This window comes from Saccharopolyspora sp. NPDC045839, assembly GCF_056431645.1.
Genome location: NZ_JBWKKH010000002.1, coordinates 514873 through 533154 on the forward strand (window position 1 = coordinate 514873; position 18282 = coordinate 533154).

Consider the following 18282-nt stretch of genomic DNA (forward strand, 5'->3'; position numbering starts at 1 on the left):
CGGACCGCGAGTGGGGCCCTCTTCCGGCCTTCACGAGCGACCGGTCGCGGGCCGCCGCAGGACCATCACCTGGTCTTGCTGTGCACGACCTTCCAGCGACCGGCAGGCCCCGGGATCTGCGCCGCGCTCGACGCCTCAGAGCATGCGGACCGCGTACGGGGCGATGCCGCCGTAGCGGACGGCGGTGACCCGGACCCGCGAGCCCGAGTACGGCGCCTCCACCATCTTTCCGCCGCCGAGGTAGAGCGCCACGTGGTGGATCCGGCCGCCGTCCTGCCAGAACAGCATGTCGCCGCGCCGCATCTGCGACACCGGCACCCGGCGGCCGGACTGGTACTGGTAGCCGCTGTAGTGGTCGAGGCCGACGCCGGCCCCGGCGAAGGCGTAGATCATCAGGCCCGAGCAGTCGAACCCGACCTTGGCGTAGTCGCCGTAGGAGTCCGCGACTCCGCCGTCCCGGATGCCCCGCGACGGGCCGCGCGAAGTCCCGCCGCCCCACGCGTACTGCACGCCCAGCTGGGACAGCGCCCGCCCGACGACCACCTCGACCGACCGACCGCCGGGCCGCGGCCCCGCACCCGCCGATGTCGCGGTGACCGTGCTGTCCGACGTGGCCTGCGCGGCCGCCTCCTCCTCGCGCTGCTTCGCAGCTTGCCAGCTCTCGTACCGGCCGCGCTGCGCTTCCAGGCCCGCCACGCGGGAGCGCGCCTCGGCGAGCTGCGCTTCCACGCCTGCCTTGTCGGCCTCCAGCCGGCGCGCTTGCTCCGCCTGCGTCTCCTGCGCCGTGATGGCCGCCTGCTCCGCGGCCTCCGCGGCGCTGCGCGCCTGATCGGCGGCGAGGCGCTTCGCCTCCGCGTCCTGCAGCGCCGCCCGGGTCAGCGAGTCCTTGTTGACCTTCTCGATCCGCGCCCGCTCCAGGTCGTCCATGACGTCGAGCTGCGATTCGCTGATCGCGTCCAGGAAGACCGCCCGGTCGAGCACGTCCTGCGGGGTCTTCGAGCCGATGAAGGCCGTGGCCGAGCCGATCGTGCTGCCCTGCCGGTAGCTGCTGGCCGCGAACTGGTCGAGCCGCTTGCGCTGCTCCTCGATCTGCCTGGCCGCGGCGTCGGCCTCGGCCCCGGCCGCCTCGGCGGCGCGGCGGGCATCGTCGTGGGCGCGTTCGGCGCGGCCGAGATCGACCCGCGCCTTGTTCGCGTCCTCCATCTTGAGCTCGACCTGGGACTGCAGGCCGATCAGCTGCGACTCCGCATCGGCGAGCCGGTTCGCCAGCTCCCCCACCTGACTCGCCGTGCTCTGCGCCGTCTCGCGGCCCGCGGTTATCTCGGCGTCGCTGGGGTTGGGCGGCGGGGGTGGCACCGCGAGGGCACTGCCGGACGCCGCCAGGCCGACTGCCGTCAGCAGCGTGATCGTGGCAATGCTCCGCGCGCGGAGCACTCCTCGGGTTCGCGACACGACCGTCACCTCCAGCTGATGCGCCCGATCGGCGGTCGATCAATGGGCCGAATGGAGTCACACGACAGCCACGAACTTTGCCACTCGTGTCCCGATTGCACCACTCGACACGATCACGACTTGTGCAACATCAGCCACACGTGTCACATCGATGGAGGGACGTTCACCCCCAGGTGCTGGGGTCGCCCCAGGTGCGCAGCGGGTTCGGCGAGTCGATCAGCGGCGCCGCGACCAGCTCCGGCAGCACCTCGGCCAGCGGCTCGCGCAGCACCGCCGACGCGACGTCGTCGTACGGGGTCGGCTCGGCGTTGCAGATGACCAGCGCCGCGCCCGCCTTGACGGCCAGCTCCACGAAGCCCGCCGCCGGGTACACCGTCAGCGAGGTGCCGGCCGCGACGAACAGGTCGCAGTTCAGCGTCGCGCGCTGGGCGTCGCGCAGGACGTCGGGGTCCAGGGACTGTCCGAAGGAGACGGTCGCCGACTTGAGGATGCCACCGCAGGAACGGCAGGGCGGGTCCGGCTCGCCGGCCGCCACCCGTTCCAGCGCGGCGCTCATCGGGCCCGTCGCCCCGCAGTCCAGGCACACCGTCCGGTAGATCGTGCCGTGCAGCTCCAGAACCCGGTCGCGGTCGAGGCCGGCGCGCTGGTGCAGCTCGTCGATGTTCTGCGTCAGCAGCGCGCCCAGCCGCCCGGAGCGGTCGAGGTCGACGAACGCGCGGTGGGCGGCATTGGGCTCGGCGCGCCAAGCCGAGTGCTCGGCGCGGTTGCGCCACGCCTCCTCGCGGACCTGCGGATCGGCGATGTAGCTGTCGATGTCGGTGAGGCGCTGGGCGGCCGGGTTCTTGGTCCACACGCCGTTGGGGCCGCGGAAGTCCGGGATCCCGGAGGCCGTCGACACCCCGGCGCCGGTGAGGGCGGTGATCCGGCGCGCGCGGCCGAACAGTTCGCGGGCGCGCTGGTCCGCGCCGTCACCCGTGCCGTCGGCCGTGCCTCGCTGCATCACGGCTCCACGGTGCCATGGACCGACCGGCCGAGACGCGCTCGGGGGCCGTTCCGCTGCTCACACGGTCCGGACCTGCGCCTGTGAAGGCCGGTTTGCATCGTGGTAACGATCGGCGCGCCCGCACGAAACACCCGGTTCCTACCTTCGGAGCAATCCGACGAGAGGAGCCGAGTTGACCGCGAGAGCCAAGTCCAGCGGCCGCTGGATCGAGGGCTGGGATCCCGAGGACGAGCGGTTCTGGGAGTCCACCGGCAAGCGCGTGGCGCGGCGGAACCTGATCTTCTCGATCCTCTCGGAGCACATCGGCTTCTCCGTCTGGAGCATCTGGTCGGTGCTGGTGCTGTTCATGTCGCCGGACATCGGCCTGCCGTTCACCGCGGCCGAGAAGTTCCTGCTGGTGATCACCCCGAACCTGATCGGCGCCGTGCTGCGGCTGCCCTACGCCGCCGCGGTCACCCGCTTCGGGGGCCGCAACTGGACGGTCTTCAGCTCCGCCGCGCTGCTGGTGCCGACCGCGCTGGCGTTCCACTTCGTGCAGCAGCCGGGCACGCCGCTGTGGATGTTCATGCTGATCGGCGCCGCGGCCGGGGTCGGCGGCGGCAACTTCGCGTCGTCGATGACGAACATCACGACGTTCTACCCGCAGCGCCACCAGGGCTGGGCGCTGGGGCTCAACGCGGGCGGCGGAAACCTCGGCGTGGCGGCGATCCAGGTCGTCGGCCTGCTGGTGATCGCCACCGCGGGCAACACCCACCCGTCCTACGTCGCGGCGATCTACCTGCCGCTGATCGTGGTGGCCGCCCTGTGCGCGGCGCTGTTCATGGACAACGTGGACGCGGTGCGGGCCCGTCCCGGCGCGTTGCGCGAGGCCGCCGCGAACAAGCACACGTGGTGGGTCTCGTTCCTCTACATCGGAACGTTCGGCTCGTTCATCGGTTACAGCTTCGCCTTCGGCCTGGTGCTGCAGACCGAGTTCGGCTTCACCCCGCTGCAGGCCGCGAGCTGGACCTTCCTCGGCCCGCTGATGGGCTCGGTGTCCCGGCCGTTCGGCGGCTGGCTGGCCGACCGGCTCGGCGGCGCCCGGGTCACCCTCGGGGCCTTCGCCGGCATGACGGCGGGCACCGGGGCGCTGCTGTTCGCGTCGTCGCAGGGCTCCTTCGCGCTCTACCTCGCGGCGTTCATCGCGCTGTTCGTGCTGACCGGCATCGGCAACGGCTCGACCTACAAGATGATCCCCGCGATCTTCGCCAAGGAGGCCGAGGACGACGTGACCGACGGCGGCGAGGCCATCGCGGCGTTCGCCCGGGCCCGGCGGATGTCCGGCGCGGTGATCGGCATCGCCGGCGCGATCGGTGCGCTCGGCGGCGTGGGCATCAACCTCGCCTTCCGGGCCTCCTACGGCGGCGCGGCCGCCAACGGCGACGCCGCCCTGACGACGTTCCTCGGCTACTACGTGGTGTGCGGGCTCGTCACCTGGGTGGTGTACCTGCGCGGGTCTCTCAAGAGCGCCCCCGCACCGCGGCCGGCCCAGGAGCCGTCGAAAGCCGAGGTCGGTCGTGCCTGACATCCGGACCGTTGCCACCCACTGCCCCTACTGCGCCCTGCAGTGCGGCACCCGGCTGACGCGCGAGCGTCGCGGCGTGTCGGTGCGGCCGACGGACTTCCCGGTGAACCGGGGCGGGCTGTGCCAGAAGGGCTGGACGGCGCCTGCCCTGCTGGACGTCCCGGACCGGCTGCGGAACCCGCTGGTGCGCCGCGGCGGCGAGCTCGTGCCGGTCGACTGGGACACCGCGCTGGGCACCGTCGCCGCCGGGATCGACCGGGTGCGGCGCGAGCACGGGCCGGACGCGGTCGGGGTGTTCGGCGGCGGCGGGCTGACCAATGAGAAGGCCTACCTGCTCGGCAAGTTCGCGCGGCTGGCGCTGGGCACCAGCCAGATCGACTACAACGGCCGGTTCTGCATGTCCTCGGCCGCGGCCGCCGGCAACGCCGCCTTCGGCATCGACCGGGGGCTGCCGTTCCCGGTCACCGATCTCGGCGGCGCGGACGTGGTGCTGCTGGCCGGGGCGAACCCGGCCGAGACCATGCCGCCGCTGATGCAGCACTTGAACGCCGCACAGCTCGTGGTCATCGATCCCCGGCGCACGGCGACCGCCGAGCGCGCCGCACTGCACCTGCGGCCCGCCCCGGGCACCGACCTGGCGCTGGTGCTCGGGCTGCTGCACATCGCCGTGGTCGACGGCTGGTCCGACACCGCCTACATCCGGTCCCGGACCACGGGTTTCGACGCGGCGTGGCAGCGGGCGACGACCTGGTGGCCGGAGCGCGTCGAGCGGGTCACCGGGGTTCCGGTGACGGCGCAGCGGCAGGCGGTGCGGATGCTCGCCGAGGCCGAGAGCGCTTACGTGCTCACCGGTCGCGGGGCCGAGCAGCACAGCAAGGGCGTGGACACCGTGTCCGGGTTCATCAACCTCGCCCTCGCGCTCGGCCTGCCGGGCCGGTCCGGTCGCGGCTACGGCTGCCTCACCGGTCAGGGCAACGGCCAGGGCGGGCGCGAGCACGGCCAGAAGGCCGACCAGCTGCCCGGGTACCGGATGATCACGGATCCCGCCGCGCGGGCGCACGTGGCCGAGGTCTGGGGCGTGCCGCCCGAGGCGCTGCCCGGTCCGGGCCGCAGCGCCTACGAGCTGCTCGACGCCTCGGGCCGCGCCGACGGCCCCCGGGCGCTGCTGGTCTTCGGCTCCAATCCGGCGGTTTCGGCGCCCAACGCCGGTCACGTCGTCGAGCGGCTGTCCGCTTTGGACCTGCTGGTGGTGGCCGACTTCGTGCCCTCGGAGACCGCGGAGCTGGCCGACGTGGTGCTGCCGGTGACGCAGTGGGCCGAGGAGGAGGGCACCATGACCAACCTCGAAGGCCGCGTGCTGCGGCGCCGCCGGTTGCAGGTGCCGCCCGGCCACGCCCGCAGCGATCTCGAAGTGCTGCACGGCCTGGCGGTTCGGCTCGGCGAGCCCGGCCACCGCTACCCCACTTCGCCCCGGGAGGTCTTCGACGAGCTGCGCCGCGCGTCGGCCGGCGGCAAGGCCGATTACAGCGGCATCACCTACGACCGCCTCGACTCCGGCGAGGCCCTGCACTGGCCCTGCCCCGACCCGGAACATCCCGGCACGCCGCGCCTCTTCCTCGACGGCTTCGCGCATCCGGACGGGCTGGCCCGGTTCGCGGCCGTGGAGCACCGCGATCCGGCCGAGACGCCGCGGGAGGCGTTCCCGCTGACCGCGACCACCGGCCGGGTGCTGGCGCAGTACCAGTCCGGGGCGCAGACGCGGCGGGTGGCCGAGCTCAACGAGGCGTCCGCCGAGGCTTTCGTGGAGATCCACCCGGACACCGCCGACCGCGCCGGCCTCGCCGAAGGCGCCCTCGCCCGGGTCACGTCGCCGCGCGGCAGCGCGCTGGCGCGCGTGCGGATCGTCGCCACGATGCGCACCGACACCGTGTTCCTGCCGTTCCACTTCCCCGGCCCGGGGCGGGCGAACCTGCTCACCGGTGACGCGCTGGACCCGCGCAGCCGGATGCCGGAGTTCAAGGTCAGCGTCGTGCGGATCGAGCCCGCCGAGGAGGTGGCCGCCCGATGAACCGCATCGTCATCGTCGGCAACGGGCCCGCCGCGCACCGGCTGGTCGAGCGGCTGCGCGCGCACGGCCACGCGGGCCCGATCACGGTGCTGGGCCGCGAGGAACACCCCGCCTACAACAGGGTTCTGCTCGGCGCGGTCCTGGACCGGACGCTGACCCCCGCCACCCTGGCACTGCCCATCGTGGACGCCGAGGTGCACCTGCGGGTCACCGCCACCGAGATCGACCGCGCCCGGCGCGTGGTGCGCACCGACACCGGCGACGAGCACCCGTACGACGTGCTCGTGCTGGCCACCGGCTCCCGGGCCCGGCTGCCCGAGATCCCCGGGCTGGGCGGCGAACGCCTCCAGGCGCTGCGCACGCTCGCCGACTGCGCGCGGATCGGCTCCGCCGCGGGACCGGTCGCGGTGCTCGGCGGCGGGATCCTCGGCGTCGAGGCGGCGCGGGCGCTGCTGGCGCGCGGGCACGAGGTGACGCTGGTGCACCCGAATCCGCACCTGATGGACCGGCAGCTCGACGACGTCGGCGGGCGCCTGCTCGCCGAGCGGCTGGGCAAGCTCGGCGTCGAGCTGCGGCTCGGCCGCCGGGCGGTCGCCTACCGGCGCGGGCGGCTCGTCCTGGACAGCAGCGATGTGGTGCCGACCGGCCTCGTGGTGGCGTGCACCGGAGTCGCCGCGGAGACCGGACTGGCGGTGCGGGCGGGATTGCCGGTGCGGCGCGGGATCGTCGTCGACGACCGGCTGCGCACCAGCGATGCGCGCATCCACGCCATCGGCGACTGCGCCGAGCACGACGGCGAGGCGTCCGGCCTGATCGCGTCGGCCTGGGAGCAGGCCGACGCGCTGGCGGAGCTGCTCGCCGGCGGCGACGCGCGCTACCGCGGGACCCGCACCGTCACCCGGCTCAAGGCCCGCGGCATCGACCTCGCCTCGATCGGCTCGGTCGACTGCCTCCAGAGCACGGACGCCGAGGTGGTGACGCTGTCGGACCCGGCCCGTGGCCGCTACGCGAAGCTCGCGCTGCGCGAGGAGCGGATCGCCGGCGCGGTGCTGTTCGGCTTCCCGGAGGCGATCGCGGCGGTCAGCCAGCTGCACGACCGCGACCTGCCGGTGCCCACCGACCGCCTCGCGCTGCTGCTGGGCACGCCGGCCGCCGTGCCGGGCGCGCCCGCCGAGCTACCCGACGACGCGGTGATCTGCCGCTGCAACAACGTGACCAAGAAGGCCCTGACCGCCGCCTGGCAGGGCGGTGCCCGCTCGGTCCCCGAGCTGGCCAGGGCGACGCGGGCGACCACCGGCTGCGGAGGCTGCGTCGACGACGTCGGCCGCCTCTGCGGCGCGCTGGCCGACCGCACCGAACACCAGAAGGAGGGCGCGGCATGACCCGCACGCTCGTCGTCGTCGGCCACGGGATGGTCGGCCACCGGCTCGTCGAAGCGCTCCGGGAGCGCGACGTGGACGGCACCTGGCGGATCGTCGTCCTCGGCGAAGAATCCCGGCCCGCCTACGACCGGGTGGCGCTGTCGTCCTACTTGGACGGAAAGAGCGCCGAGGACCTGAGCCTGGTCGACCACGCGCTGCTGGACGACCCGCTGGTCGACCTGCGGCTGGGCATCGGCGCGACCGGCATCGACCGGACGGCCCGCGTGGTGTCCACATCGGACGGTTCGCGGCTGCGCTACGACGCGCTGGTGCTGGCCACCGGCTCGCGGCCGTTCGTGCCGCCGGTGCCCGGCCACGACCTCGACGGCTGCTTCGTCTACCGCACCATCGAGGACCTCGACGCGATCCGCGCCGCAGCGACCGAAGGCGAGCCCGGCGTCGTCATCGGCGGCGGTCTGCTCGGGCTGGAGGCCGCGAACGCGCTGCGGCTGCTGGGCATGCGCGCGCACGTCGTGGAGATGGCGCCGCGGCTGATGCCGCTGCAGGTGGACGAGGGCGGCGGCCAGGTGCTCGGCCGGCTGGTCGGCGATCTCGGCCTGACGGTGCACTGCGGCGCCGCGACGAAGTCCATCGACGGCGACGGGCGCGTCCGCGGGGTCACGCTGGCCGACGGCACCGTGATCGACACCGATGTCGTGGTGTTCTCCGCCGGCGTCCGGCCGCGCGACGAGCTCGCCGAGCTCGCCGGGCTGGCGCGCGCGGAACGCGGCGGGTTCCTGGTCGACGCGAGCTGCCGCACCAGCGACGAGTACATCTGGGCCATCGGCGAATGCGCCGCGGTGGAAGGCCGCTGCTACGGCCTGGTGGCGCCCGGCTACAGCATGGCCGAGGGCGTCGCGGAGCAGCTCCTCGCCCTCGGCGAGGGGACCTTCCCCGGCGCGGACCTGTCCACCAAGCTCAAGCTGCTCGGCGTCGACGTCGCCAGCTTCGGCGACGCCCACGCCCAGACCGACGGCGCGCTGGAGGTCGTCTACGCCAACAACGCCGCGGGCACCTACGCGAAGCTCGTGCTCAGCGACGACGCGCGGATCCTGCTCGGCGGCGTCCTCGTCGGCGACGCGACCGCCTACTCGGTGCTGCGGCCGCTGATCGACCGCGAACTGCCCGCCCCGCCCGAACAACTGCTGCTGCCCGCAGGTTCCGGCGTCGACGCGGGCGCGCTACCCGCCGACGCGACGGTCTGCTCCTGCAACAACGTGTCCAAAGAGGACATCACGTCGGCCATCGCCGGGCAGGGGCTCACCGACGTGCCCGGGATCAAGGCCTGCACGAAGGCCGGCACCAGCTGCGGCTCGTGCGTGCCGATGCTGAAGAACCTGCTCGCCGAATGCGGCGTGACCGCCTCCAAGGCGCTGTGCGAGCACTTCCCGCAGTCCCGCGCGGAACTGTTCGAGATCGTCCAGGCCACCGGGATCGGCTCGTTCTCCGAGCTGATCGGCAGGCACGGCAGCGGTCACGGCTGCGACATCTGCAAGCCCGCCGTCGCCTCCATCCTGGCCAGCCTCGGCCACGGCCACATCCTCGACGGCGAGCAGGCCGGGCTGCAGGACACCAACGACCGGTTCCTGGCCAACATGCAGCGCAACGGCACCTACTCGGTGGTGCCCCGGGTGCCCGGCGGCGAGATCACGCCGGAGAAGCTGATCGTGCTCGGCGAGGTCGCCAAGGACTTCGGCCTCTACACCAAGATCACCGGTGGGCAGCGCATCGACCTGTTCGGCGCCCGGGTGGAGCAGCTGCCGCTGATCTGGCGGCGGCTGGTGGACGCCGGGTTCGAATCCGGCCACGCCTACGGCAAGGCGCTGCGCACCGTGAAGTCCTGCGTCGGCAACGACTGGTGCCGCTACGGCGTGCAGGACTCGGTGAGCATGGCCATCCGGCTGGAGCTGCGGTACCGGGGCCTGCGAGCGCCGCACAAGATCAAGGCCGGGGTGTCCGGCTGCGCCCGCGAGTGCGCCGAGGCGCGCGGCAAGGACTTCGGCGTGATCGCCACCGACAAGGGCTGGAACCTCTACGTCGGCGGCAACGGCGGCTTCACCCCGCGGCACGCCGACCTGCTGGCCGCCGACCTCGACGACGAGCGGCTGATCAGGATCATCGACCGGTTCCTGATGTTCTACGTGCGCACCGCCGACCGGCTGCAGCGCACCTCGGCGTGGCTGGAATCGCTCGACGGCGGCCTCGACCACCTGCGGGAGGTGGTGGTCGAGGACTCCCTGGGCATCGCCGGGGAACTGGAGGCCGCGATGCACCGCCACGTCGAGAACTACGCCGACGAGTGGGCCGGAGTGCTGGCCGATCCCGGCAAGCTCGCCCGCTTCGTGTCCTTCGTCAACGCCCCCGACGCGCCGGATCCGACGATCCGCTTCGTCCAGGAGCGCGGCCAGATCCGGCCCGGCCCGGTCGCGCTCCCGATGCCCGCCATCCCGAACCAGGAGGTGCTCACGTGAACTGGCAACAGATCTGCGAACTCGACCTGCTGCCGCCCGAGTTCGGGCTGCCCGCGCTGATCAGCGACCACGCGGTGGCGCTGTTCCGCACCCGCGACGACGAGCTGTTCGCCGTCGGCAACGTGGACCCGTTCTGCGGGGCCGGCGTGATGAGCCGCGGCATCGTCGGCGACCGCGACGGCGAACCCACGGTCGCCTCGCCGATGCTCAAGCAGGTCTTCTCGTTGCGGACCGGGCTGTGCCTGGACGACCCGGGCGCGCGGCTGCCGGTCTACCCGGTGCGGCGCCGGGCCGACGTGGTGGAGGTCGCCGTCCCTTGATCGACGAACTCGCTGGTTTCACCGTCGCGGTGACGGCGGCGCGACGGGCCGACGAGCTCGGTTCCCTGCTGGAGCGCCGCGGCGCGCGGGTCGTGCACGGCCCCGCGCTGCGGATCCTGCCGCTGGCCGACGACGCGGAGCTGCGCCGCGCGAGCCGCGACTGCGTCGCCGACCCGCCGGACGTGGTGGTGGCGACCACCGGCATCGGGTTCCGCGGCTGGATCGAGGCGGCCGAGGGCTGGGGCATCGGCACCGAGCTGCTCGACGCGCTGCGCCCGGCGCAACTGCTGGCCCGCGGGCCGAAGGCGCGCGGGGCGGTCCGCGCCGCCGGGCTGCCCGACCCGTGGTCGCCCGCCTCGGAATCGTCGGCGGAACTGCTGGAACACCTGCTCGACCAGCCGCTGGACGGGGTCCGGGTGGCGGTGCAGCTGCACGGCCAGCCGCTGCCCGACTTCGTCGAGGCGCTGAGCTGCGCGGGCGCGGAGGTCATCGAGATCCCGGTGTACCGCTGGACCGCGCCCGCCGACATCACCGCGCTGGACAACCTGCTGACCTCGGTGTGCGCGCGGGAGGTCGACGCGGTGACGTTCACCAGCGCACCCGCGGCGGCCAGCCTGCTGTCGCTGGCCGCGGAGCGGCGCTGCCAGGACGAACTGCTCGACGCCCTGCGCGGGCCGGTGCTGGTCGCCTGCGTCGGTCCGGTGACGCACGCCCCGCTGGCCGATCACGGCGTTCCCGCGGTGATCCCGCAGCGGTTCCGCATCGGCGCGCTGGTGCGCTCGCTGTGCGTCGCGCTGCCGGGCCGGGCGCCGACGCTTCCGGTCGGCGGCAGGCAACTGCAGGTGCGCGGGCACGCCGCCGTCGTCGACGGCGTGGTGAAACCCCTTTCACCGCAGGGGAAGACGCTGCTGCTCGCGCTCGCCGAACGGCCCGGCCGGGTGGTGTCGCGACGCGGCCTGGCCGAGGCGTTGAACGGCGCCGGGAACCCGGCGGACGAGCACGTCGTGGAGCAGGCCGTCGCGCGGCTGCGGGCCGCGCTCGGAGCGCCGGAGCTCGTGCAGACCGTGATCAAGCGCGGATACCGACTTCCGCTGGAACCGATGGGGGACGCACCGCGATGCGCCGATCCGCAACCCTGACTCCCCCGCTGCTGCTGGTCGCCCACGGCACCCGGGATCCCGCCGGGCCGCGGGTGGTCGAACGCCTCGCCGAAGCCGCGGCCGCCCGCCTGCGGGTGCCGGTGCACGTCGCGTACGTCGACGTCATCGGCCCGACCGTCGCGGAGGCCCTGCGGGCGGCCGACGACGGGCCGGTGGTCGCGCTGCCCGCGTTCCTCGCGGCCGGCTACCACGTGCGCACCGACCTGCCGGCGCAGATCGCCGCGACAGGACACGAGGACGTGGCGGTCTGCGCCCCCCTCGGCCCGGCGCCGGAGATCATCGAGGCGATGCTGCGGCGGTTGGTGGCCGCCGGGTGGCGGCCCGGCGACCGGGTCGCGTTCGCCGCGGCCGGTTCGTCGGACGAGCGGGCGCTGGCCGACGTGCGGACCGCGGCACGGCTGCTCGGCCGCCGCGTCGGCCGGTGGCTGACGCCGAGCTACGTCGCCACCGCCTCGCCGGCGACCGCCGACGTCTGCGGCCCGGCCGACTTCGTCGCGCCGTACCTGCTGGCCCCGGGGTTGTTCCACCGGCGGCTCGCGGAGCTGCCGGTGGCCGGCGTCGCCGAGCCGGTCGGCGCGCACCCCGGTGTGATCGACCTGATCGCCCGCCGCTACCGGTCGGCGGTGCGCGATCGCGTTTCCGCCGCCTGAACTCCCGGCACCGGGATTCATCCGCTCAGTTCGGGGTACTTCAACGGGATCGGCTTCAAGGCGATCTGACGTCCGGCGCGGCCTGAACGGTGCGGCTCCGGAGGAGGAGGTGTCCCAACCATGGCCACCACGACAAGCCCGAGCACCTCGTCGACGAGCTCGGGCACCTCGCACCGCACTCGCAAGCAGCCCCCGACCAGGGCCGCCCGGGCGCGTGGCGGCACGGAGATCACTCTCCCCTACGTCACCGCCGAGCTCCACACCACCAAGGTCCACCTGCCAGGGCTCCCGGGGATGCCCGGCCGCAAGGAACTGGCCTCCGCCGTCGACACCGTGCGCGGTCAGCTGCCCTCCCGCGAGCAGGCGCTGTTCTACGGCGGGCTGACCGCGGCGGCCGCGTTCAGCCTGATCGAGTGGCCGGTGGCCGCGGCGATCGGCATCGGCAACGCGCTCGTCCAGCGCAGCGTGCACAAGGAGACCAGCGAGGCCTGACCGCGAAGGATCTCCGATGCCGCTGGGTTGGCTCCTGTCGAAGGCCGCCGAGGTCGTCGCGCCGGTGGCACGCGCGGCCCGCACGGTGGCTGCCGCGCCTGCCGACCGACGGGTGTGGGCCGGCCGCAACCGCAGCCACCTGGAGATGCGCGGGGTGCACAGGCCCGGCACCGAGGCTGCGGCACGCGACGTCGAGCAGCGGCTGCGCGACGTCGACGGGGTGCGCGGCGCCGAGGTGAACGGCGTGTTGGGCCGGGTCGTGGTCACGCACGATCCGGAGGTCGTGAACATCGCGGCGCTCGCCCGCGTGATCGCGGAAACCGAGGCCGAGCACGGCTTGGACGACGAGCCGATGTCGCCGCGCAGCGCGGCGCACCCGGGAAACGCCGAAGCCGTGCTCCGCGACGTGGGCGCCCTGGTCGTCGGCGTGGCAGGGCTCGGCTACTCCGCGGTCGGCGCATTGCTGCCGGTGCGGGCCGTATCGCCGCTGGTTCCGGCCGTGGTGTCGCTGGTGGACTCGGTGCCGTGGATGCGCGGCAGCTTGGAGAGCAAACTCGGCCGCGCCCCGGTCGACACCACGCTGGCGCTGGGCGGCGCCATCGCGCACGGCCTGGCACGCCGCCCGATGGGCGTGCTCACCGACATGTGCGGGCGGTTCTGCGCGTCCCGCGAGGCGATCGCCCGGCACCAGGCCTGGCAACGGTGGGAGCAGGTCTCGCACCGCTGCGACCCGGTGGTGGTCCCCGACCGCCCGCGCCCGATCCCGGACGGTCCGGTGGAGCGGGTCGCGGGCGTCTCCGGCGGCATGGCGCTGGCCGGGTACGGCATCGTGCTCGCCGGGTCGCGCAACCCGCAGCGCGCCCTCGCGGCGCTGCTGGCCGGTGTGCCACGTCCCTCGAAGGCCGGTCGCGAGGCCTTCGCCACCCACCTGACCACCGCGATCTCGGCGCGCGGCGGGCTCGTGCTGGAACCCGACGCGATGCGCCGGCTCGACCGGGTCGACACCGTCGTGTTCGACGCGCCGGTCCTGCTCACCGGGCGCCGGGTCCTGGACGCCGTGATCCCGCTGGCCCCCGAAGCCGATGCCGCGGAGCTGTTCGCCCGCGCCGGCGAACTCGTCGATCCCCGGGACCCGTTGGCCGAGCAGGCCCGCGGCGAGTGGTCGACCGCGCCACTCCCCGACGACCTCCCGGACGCCGCCTGCGACGTCGTCGAAGCCGAATCCTCGCGCGGCGCAACGGTATTGGCGCTGAACCGGGACACCACCCCGGTCGCCCTGGTGAGCGTCGCCGACGAACTCGATCCGCTGGCCGAGGCGCTGGTGGAGGCCGCGCGCGCCAACGGATCGGCGGTGGTGGCCGGGATCGGCAGCCGGCTGGACCAGCGGTTGCCGCTGGATCGGCTCGTCGCCGGCGGCAACAACCTGGCCGGCTCGGTGCTGCGGCTGCAGGCCGACGGTGCCGTCGTGGCCGTCGTGTCCGGCCGCGCGCACTCCGCGCTGGCCGCAGCGGACGTCGGCATCGGACTGTCCACAATGGTCACACAGCCGTGGGGCGCCGACGTGCTGTGCCCGAGAGCCGATGTGGCCCACATGCTGCTGGCCGCAACCGAAAGCGCTCGCCGCGCCAGCCGGCACGCCGCGATGCTGTCGGTGGCCGGATCCTGCATCGCGGCGCTGTTCGCGGCGTTCGGCCCGGCGGTCGGCGCGCCCGCCCGGGCCTCGATGCCGGTGCACGCCGCGACGCTGGCCGCCTTCATCACCGGCACCTGGGCCGGGATGTCCGCGGCGAACCGCGCTCCCCCGGTCCCGCAGGAACGCACCCCGTGGCACGCGATGCCGCCGCCCGCGGTGCTGTCCGCGTTGTCCAGTTCCGAACAGGGACTCAGCGAGTCGATCGCCGATTCCCGGCACCGGCCGCAGGACGGTGGCCGGATCCCGCCGACCGTGGCCGGGGCCACCGTGGAAGGCCTGATCACCCCGATCACCCCGGTGCTCGGGGCGGGCGCGGTCATCTCGGCGGGCCTGGGGTCGATCATCGACGCCGCGCTGATCGGCGGCGTGCTGCTGGCCAGCGCGCTGGTCGACGGCGTGCAGCGGGTCGCCACCGACCGCGAGCTGACGCGGCTGCTCGAGGCCGGCCAGATGCCCGCGCGGCGGCGGCGTGACGGGATCGCGCGGATGGTGCCCGCCGACCAGCTCGTGCCCGGCGACGTGATCGACCTGCGGGCCGGCGACGGGGTGCCCGCGGACTGCCGGCTGCTGGCGGTCGAGGCCCTGGAGGTCGACGAGTCCAGCCTCACCGGCGAATCCCAGTTGGTCGCCAAGGAAATCGAGGCCACGACCGCGCCCGCGGTCGCCGACCGCGCGTGCATGCTCTACCAGGGCACGGCCATCGCCAGCGGCTCCGGCACCGGGATCGTCGTGGCCGTCGGCACGTCCACCGAGCTCGGGCGCACCGCGCAGGGCACCGTGGCCGAACACGACGGCGGCGTCGAGGCCAGGCTCGGTCAGCTGACCAAGCGGGTGCTGCCGATCTCGGTGGGCGCCGGCGCCGTGCTGTTCCTCGCCGACCTGGTGCGCGGCATCCCGCTGGCCCAGACCGTCGCGCGCTCGGTCGGCCTTGCCGTGGCGGCGGTTCCGGAGGGGTTGCCGTTCGTCGCCACCCTCGCCGAGCTCGCCTCGGCGCGCCGCCTGTCCAAGCGCGGCGTCCTCGTGCGCAGTCCGGCGACGATCGAGGCGCTGGGCCGCGTCGACGCGCTGTGCTTCGACAAGACCGGAACCCTCACCCAGGGGCGGATCGCGCTGCGCCAGGTGTCCGACGGCCGCACCGGTCAGTCCACTGAGGACCTCGACGACGGGCACCGGGAGATCGTGGCCGCCGGCGTGCGGGCCACGCCGCGCCAGCACGACGAGCACCCGCTACCGCACCTCACCGACCGGGCGGTGCTCGACGGCGCCCGCGCGGCCGGCGTCGTGGCGGATGGGGCCGTGCTGGCCGAGTTGCCGTTCGAGCCCTCGCGCGGCTTCCACGCGGTGCGGACCCGCGATCTGCTGTCGGTGAAAGGGGCGCCCGAGGTCGTGCTCGACCGGTGCACCGGCTGGCGAGATCGCGGGGCGTTCGACGCCGAGGCCCGCGCCGACGTCGAAGCGGAGATCGAGCGCCTGGCGCTGCGCGGCTACCGGTTGCTGGCCGTGGCCGAACGCGCCGTCCGGGCGGGCACCGATCTCACCGAGTCCGATGTGGACGGGCTCGAGTTCGTCGGGCTGCTGGGCCTGGCCGATCCGGTGCACCCGACCGTCGCCGATGCGGTCGCGCAGCTGGGCGGGGCGGGCGTGGACGTCATCATGATCACCGGCGATCATCCCAGCACCGCCGAGGCCATCGCCGCCGAACTCGGCATGCTCGGCGACAAGCGGGTGCTGACCGGCGCGGAGCTGGATCAGCTCGATGACGAACAGCTCGCGGGCGAGCTGCCGAAGGTGTCCGTGTTCGCCCGGGTCAGCCCGGCGCAGAAGGCGCGCATCGTGCGCCGGCTGCGGGCCGGCGGCCGGGTCGTGGCGATGACCGGTGACGGCGCCAACGACGTCCCGGCCATCAACCTGGCGCAGGTGGGCATCGCGTTCGGGTCCCGCGCCACCCCGGCGGCCCGGCAGGCGGCCGACCTCGTGGTCTCCGACGACCGCATCGAGACGCTGACGGACGGCATCGTGGAGGGGCGCGCGATGTGGACCTCGGTGCGCGACGCGCTGTCGATCCTGCTCGGCGGCAACCTCGGCGAGATCGGCTACGCGCTGGGAACCGGGCTGGTCAGCGCCGGCGCCTCGCTCAACGCTCGGCAACTGCTGGTGGTCAACCTGCTCACCGACATCATGCCGGCGATCGCGATCGCGGTGCGGCCGCCGCCGCGGGCCACCCCGGAGAAGCTGCTCGCGGAAGGCCCGGAGGCCTCGCTCGGCTCGGCCCTGGCGCGCGACGTCTCCGCCCGCGCGGCCGCCACCGCCGGCGCCGCGGGGCTCGCCTGGATGCTGGCCAGGCCGCTGTCCACCGCGGCCCAGGCCCGCACCACCGGCCTGGTCGCGCTGGTCGCCGCGCAGCTGGCGCAGACGCTCGCGGTCCGCGGCCGCACGCCGCTGGTCCTCGTCGCCGGCGTGGGATCGGTGCTGGTCCTCGTCGGGCTGGTGCAGGTCCCCGGCGTCAGCCAGTTCTTCGGCAGCAGTCCGCTCCTGCCGCACCACTGGCTCATCGCGGTCGGCACCTCGATCGCGGCGACGCTGGCGGTGCTGCTGTGGCAGAAGTGGTCGCAGAACAGCCCCTGACCTGCACTGTTCTGGCTCGATTCACCTGTGCTTCATCTCCTGCGCGACGGCGGCTAACCCGCCTGGCGCACAGTCGGTTCGCAACGACGAAGCAACGCGGGAGAAAGCAGACCGATGCCCCAGTTCCTCACCACCGTCCTGACCGGCGTGGCCATCGCGCTCATCGAGACCCTGTTGATCCACCTGGTGAAGTCGGCCATCCGCACCGCCTGACCTACACCCCGGCCAGCTCGGCGGACTGGGTCTTCGCCGGTGCCGCGCGCTGCGCGACGAAGGCACCGACGAGGATCAGCGCCCCGCCGACCAGCTGGATCGGGCCCAGCGCCTCGGCCAGCAGCGCCCACGCCAGCACCGTGGCGACCACCGGCTCCAGGAACGCGACCGCCCCGGCCACCTGCGGTGAGAGGCGGCGCACCGCGACGATCCCGGTCAGGTACGCCAGGACCGTGCTCAGCACGACGATCCAGCCGACCGCGAACAGCGCCGGGAACTGGTACCCGGCCAGCTCGACCTGCCCGAGCAGCAGCGCCCAGTCCAGCTCCCACGGCTGCGCGAGCAGCGTGACGACCGCGGCGCCGAGCAGCAGCCCGAAGCCGGCGAGGGCGAACGGGTTGACCTCCGGCCCGCTGTCGGACAGCAGGAAGTAGGTGGCCTGGCAGCCCGCCGCGCCCAGCGCCAGCAGCAGGCCGATCGGGTCGAAGCTCAGCCCGGACCACAGCTCCACCACGCAGGCCAGGCCGACCATCGCGATCGCCACGCCGATGGCCGCCGAGCGGGTCACCGGCTTGCGGCGGACGAACCGGATCCAGCCCAGCACCATCACCGGGCCGAGGAACTCGATCAGCAGCGCCACCCCGACCGGCACCCTGGCGATCGAGGCGAAGTAGAAGACCTGCACCCCGGCGATGGCGAACAACCCGTACCCGGCCAGCAGCTTCGGCGCCCGCCGCACCGCGGGCGCGTAGCGGATCACGAACGGCAGCATCAGCAGCGCCCCGCCGGCCAACCGCAGCCAAGCCACCTGCAGCGGAGTGAACCCCGCGGTGATCAGCGGCTTGGCGAACGGCCCGGAACCGCCGAAGCAGAACGCGGAGACGATCGCGACCGCCACCCCGGCGGACTTCGCGTTGTCGGTCAGGTTGCGCATGCGCCAATCGAAGCACGCCCCTCCGACGCCCTCGCAACGGCTTTCGGTACTTCCGTCCCAATCCCTGGGAAGGCCGGAAAAACGGCGGTTTTGCACGCCGTGGTACATGTGATCGAGAGTTTGCCGACCCTTAGTTGAGGGCGAATACAGGACAAGCGTACTGTTAGCAGTGAAGAGAGCGGGTCCCCGCGCATGCTCGCTCGACGTGCGCGAGAC

12 protein-coding genes are annotated in these 18282 nt (G+C 73.8%); 9 read left to right on the plus strand and 3 right to left on the minus strand.

The genetic code is table 11. The features are described from left to right. Positions 1-135 precede the first annotated feature (135 nt). Both AC07EQ_RS05385 and AC07EQ_RS05390 read right to left on the minus strand, forming a co-directional pair. Positions 136-1452 carry an NlpC/P60 family protein gene (locus AC07EQ_RS05385; protein ID WP_478386683.1) on the minus strand — a complete coding sequence of 439 codons (1317 nt, stop codon included), beginning with the start codon at positions 1450-1452 and terminating at the stop codon, positions 136-138. A gap of 163 nt (positions 1453-1615) precedes the next feature. Beyond that, entirely contained in the window at positions 1616-2452 is an 837-nt protein-coding gene (locus AC07EQ_RS05390; RefSeq protein ID WP_478386684.1) for an SIR2 family NAD-dependent protein deacylase, read from the minus strand. Between the two features lie 175 nt (positions 2453-2627). On the opposite strand from AC07EQ_RS05390, the gene AC07EQ_RS05395 reads away from it, so the two are divergent. The 9 genes from AC07EQ_RS05395 to AC07EQ_RS05435 all read left to right on the plus strand — a co-directional run bounded on the left by AC07EQ_RS05395 (position 2628) and on the right by AC07EQ_RS05435 (position 16919). Continuing rightward, on the plus strand, positions 2628-4019 hold the full coding sequence (locus tag AC07EQ_RS05395) for a nitrate/nitrite transporter (protein WP_478386685.1): 1392 nt from the start codon (positions 2628-2630) through the stop codon (positions 4017-4019). Next, complete coding sequence (locus tag AC07EQ_RS05400; protein ID WP_478386686.1) at positions 4012-6087, plus strand: molybdopterin oxidoreductase family protein; 2076 nt, start codon at positions 4012-4014, stop codon at positions 6085-6087. Before AC07EQ_RS05395 ends, AC07EQ_RS05400 begins: the two co-directional genes overlap by 8 nt. Beyond that, positions 6084-7469, plus strand: a complete 1386-nt coding sequence (locus AC07EQ_RS05405; protein ID WP_478386687.1) for an FAD-dependent oxidoreductase — start codon at positions 6084-6086, stop codon at positions 7467-7469. Before AC07EQ_RS05400 ends, AC07EQ_RS05405 begins: the two co-directional genes overlap by 4 nt. Then, the gene (gene nirB / locus AC07EQ_RS05410) at positions 7466-9979 is read left to right on the plus strand and encodes a nitrite reductase large subunit NirB (protein WP_478386688.1); all 2514 of its coding nucleotides are present in this window, start codon (positions 7466-7468) and stop codon (positions 9977-9979) included. The genes AC07EQ_RS05405 and nirB overlap by 4 nt, the downstream gene beginning before the upstream one ends. Further along, positions 9976-10299 carry a nitrite reductase small subunit NirD gene (nirD, locus tag AC07EQ_RS05415; protein ID WP_132486153.1) on the plus strand — a complete coding sequence of 108 codons (324 nt, stop codon included), beginning with the start codon at positions 9976-9978 and terminating at the stop codon, positions 10297-10299. The genes nirB and nirD overlap by 4 nt, the downstream gene beginning before the upstream one ends. After that, a complete protein-coding gene (locus AC07EQ_RS05420) occupies positions 10296-11438 on the plus strand; it encodes a uroporphyrinogen-III synthase (RefSeq protein ID WP_478386689.1) in 1143 nt (380 codons plus the stop codon). The genes nirD and AC07EQ_RS05420 overlap by 4 nt, the downstream gene beginning before the upstream one ends. Continuing rightward, the gene (locus tag AC07EQ_RS05425; RefSeq protein ID WP_478386690.1) at positions 11417-12109 is read left to right on the plus strand and encodes a sirohydrochlorin chelatase; all 693 of its coding nucleotides are present in this window, start codon (positions 11417-11419) and stop codon (positions 12107-12109) included. Before AC07EQ_RS05420 ends, AC07EQ_RS05425 begins: the two co-directional genes overlap by 22 nt. A 120-nt stretch (positions 12110-12229) precedes the next feature. Further along, entirely contained in the window at positions 12230-12601 is a 372-nt protein-coding gene (locus AC07EQ_RS05430) for a hypothetical protein (RefSeq protein ID WP_478386691.1), read from the plus strand. A 16-nt stretch (positions 12602-12617) separates the two neighbouring features. Next, positions 12618-16919: a cation-translocating P-type ATPase gene (locus AC07EQ_RS05435; protein ID WP_478386692.1), complete on the plus strand. Its 4302-nt coding sequence runs from the start codon at positions 12618-12620 to the stop codon at positions 16917-16919. 214 nt (positions 16920-17133) lie between these two features. Here the strand turns inward: AC07EQ_RS05435 and AC07EQ_RS05440 are convergent, their stop codons facing one another. Then, entirely contained in the window at positions 17134-18066 is a 933-nt protein-coding gene (locus AC07EQ_RS05440) for an EamA family transporter (protein ID WP_358575888.1), read from the minus strand. Between the last annotated feature and the right edge of the window lie 216 nt (positions 18067-18282).

Excerpts from the sequence above, each read along its gene's own strand:
- AC07EQ_RS05440 (WP_358575888.1), bottom strand. The coding sequence starts at position 18,066 with ATGCGCAACCTGACCGACAACGCGAAGTCCGCCGGGGTGGCGGTCGCG.
- AC07EQ_RS05390 (WP_478386684.1), bottom strand. The coding sequence starts at position 2,452 with ATGCAGCGAGGCACGGCCGACGGCACGGGTGACGGCGCGGACCAGCGC.
- AC07EQ_RS05405 (WP_478386687.1), top strand. The coding sequence starts at position 6,084 with ATGAACCGCATCGTCATCGTCGGCAACGGGCCCGCCGCGCACCGGCTG.
- AC07EQ_RS05430 (WP_478386691.1), top strand. The coding sequence starts at position 12,230 with ATGGCCACCACGACAAGCCCGAGCACCTCGTCGACGAGCTCGGGCACC.
- AC07EQ_RS05435 (WP_478386692.1), top strand. The coding sequence starts at position 12,618 with ATGCCGCTGGGTTGGCTCCTGTCGAAGGCCGCCGAGGTCGTCGCGCCG.
- nirB (WP_478386688.1), top strand. The coding sequence starts at position 7,466 with ATGACCCGCACGCTCGTCGTCGTCGGCCACGGGATGGTCGGCCACCGG.
- AC07EQ_RS05425 (WP_478386690.1), top strand. The coding sequence starts at position 11,417 with ATGCGCCGATCCGCAACCCTGACTCCCCCGCTGCTGCTGGTCGCCCAC.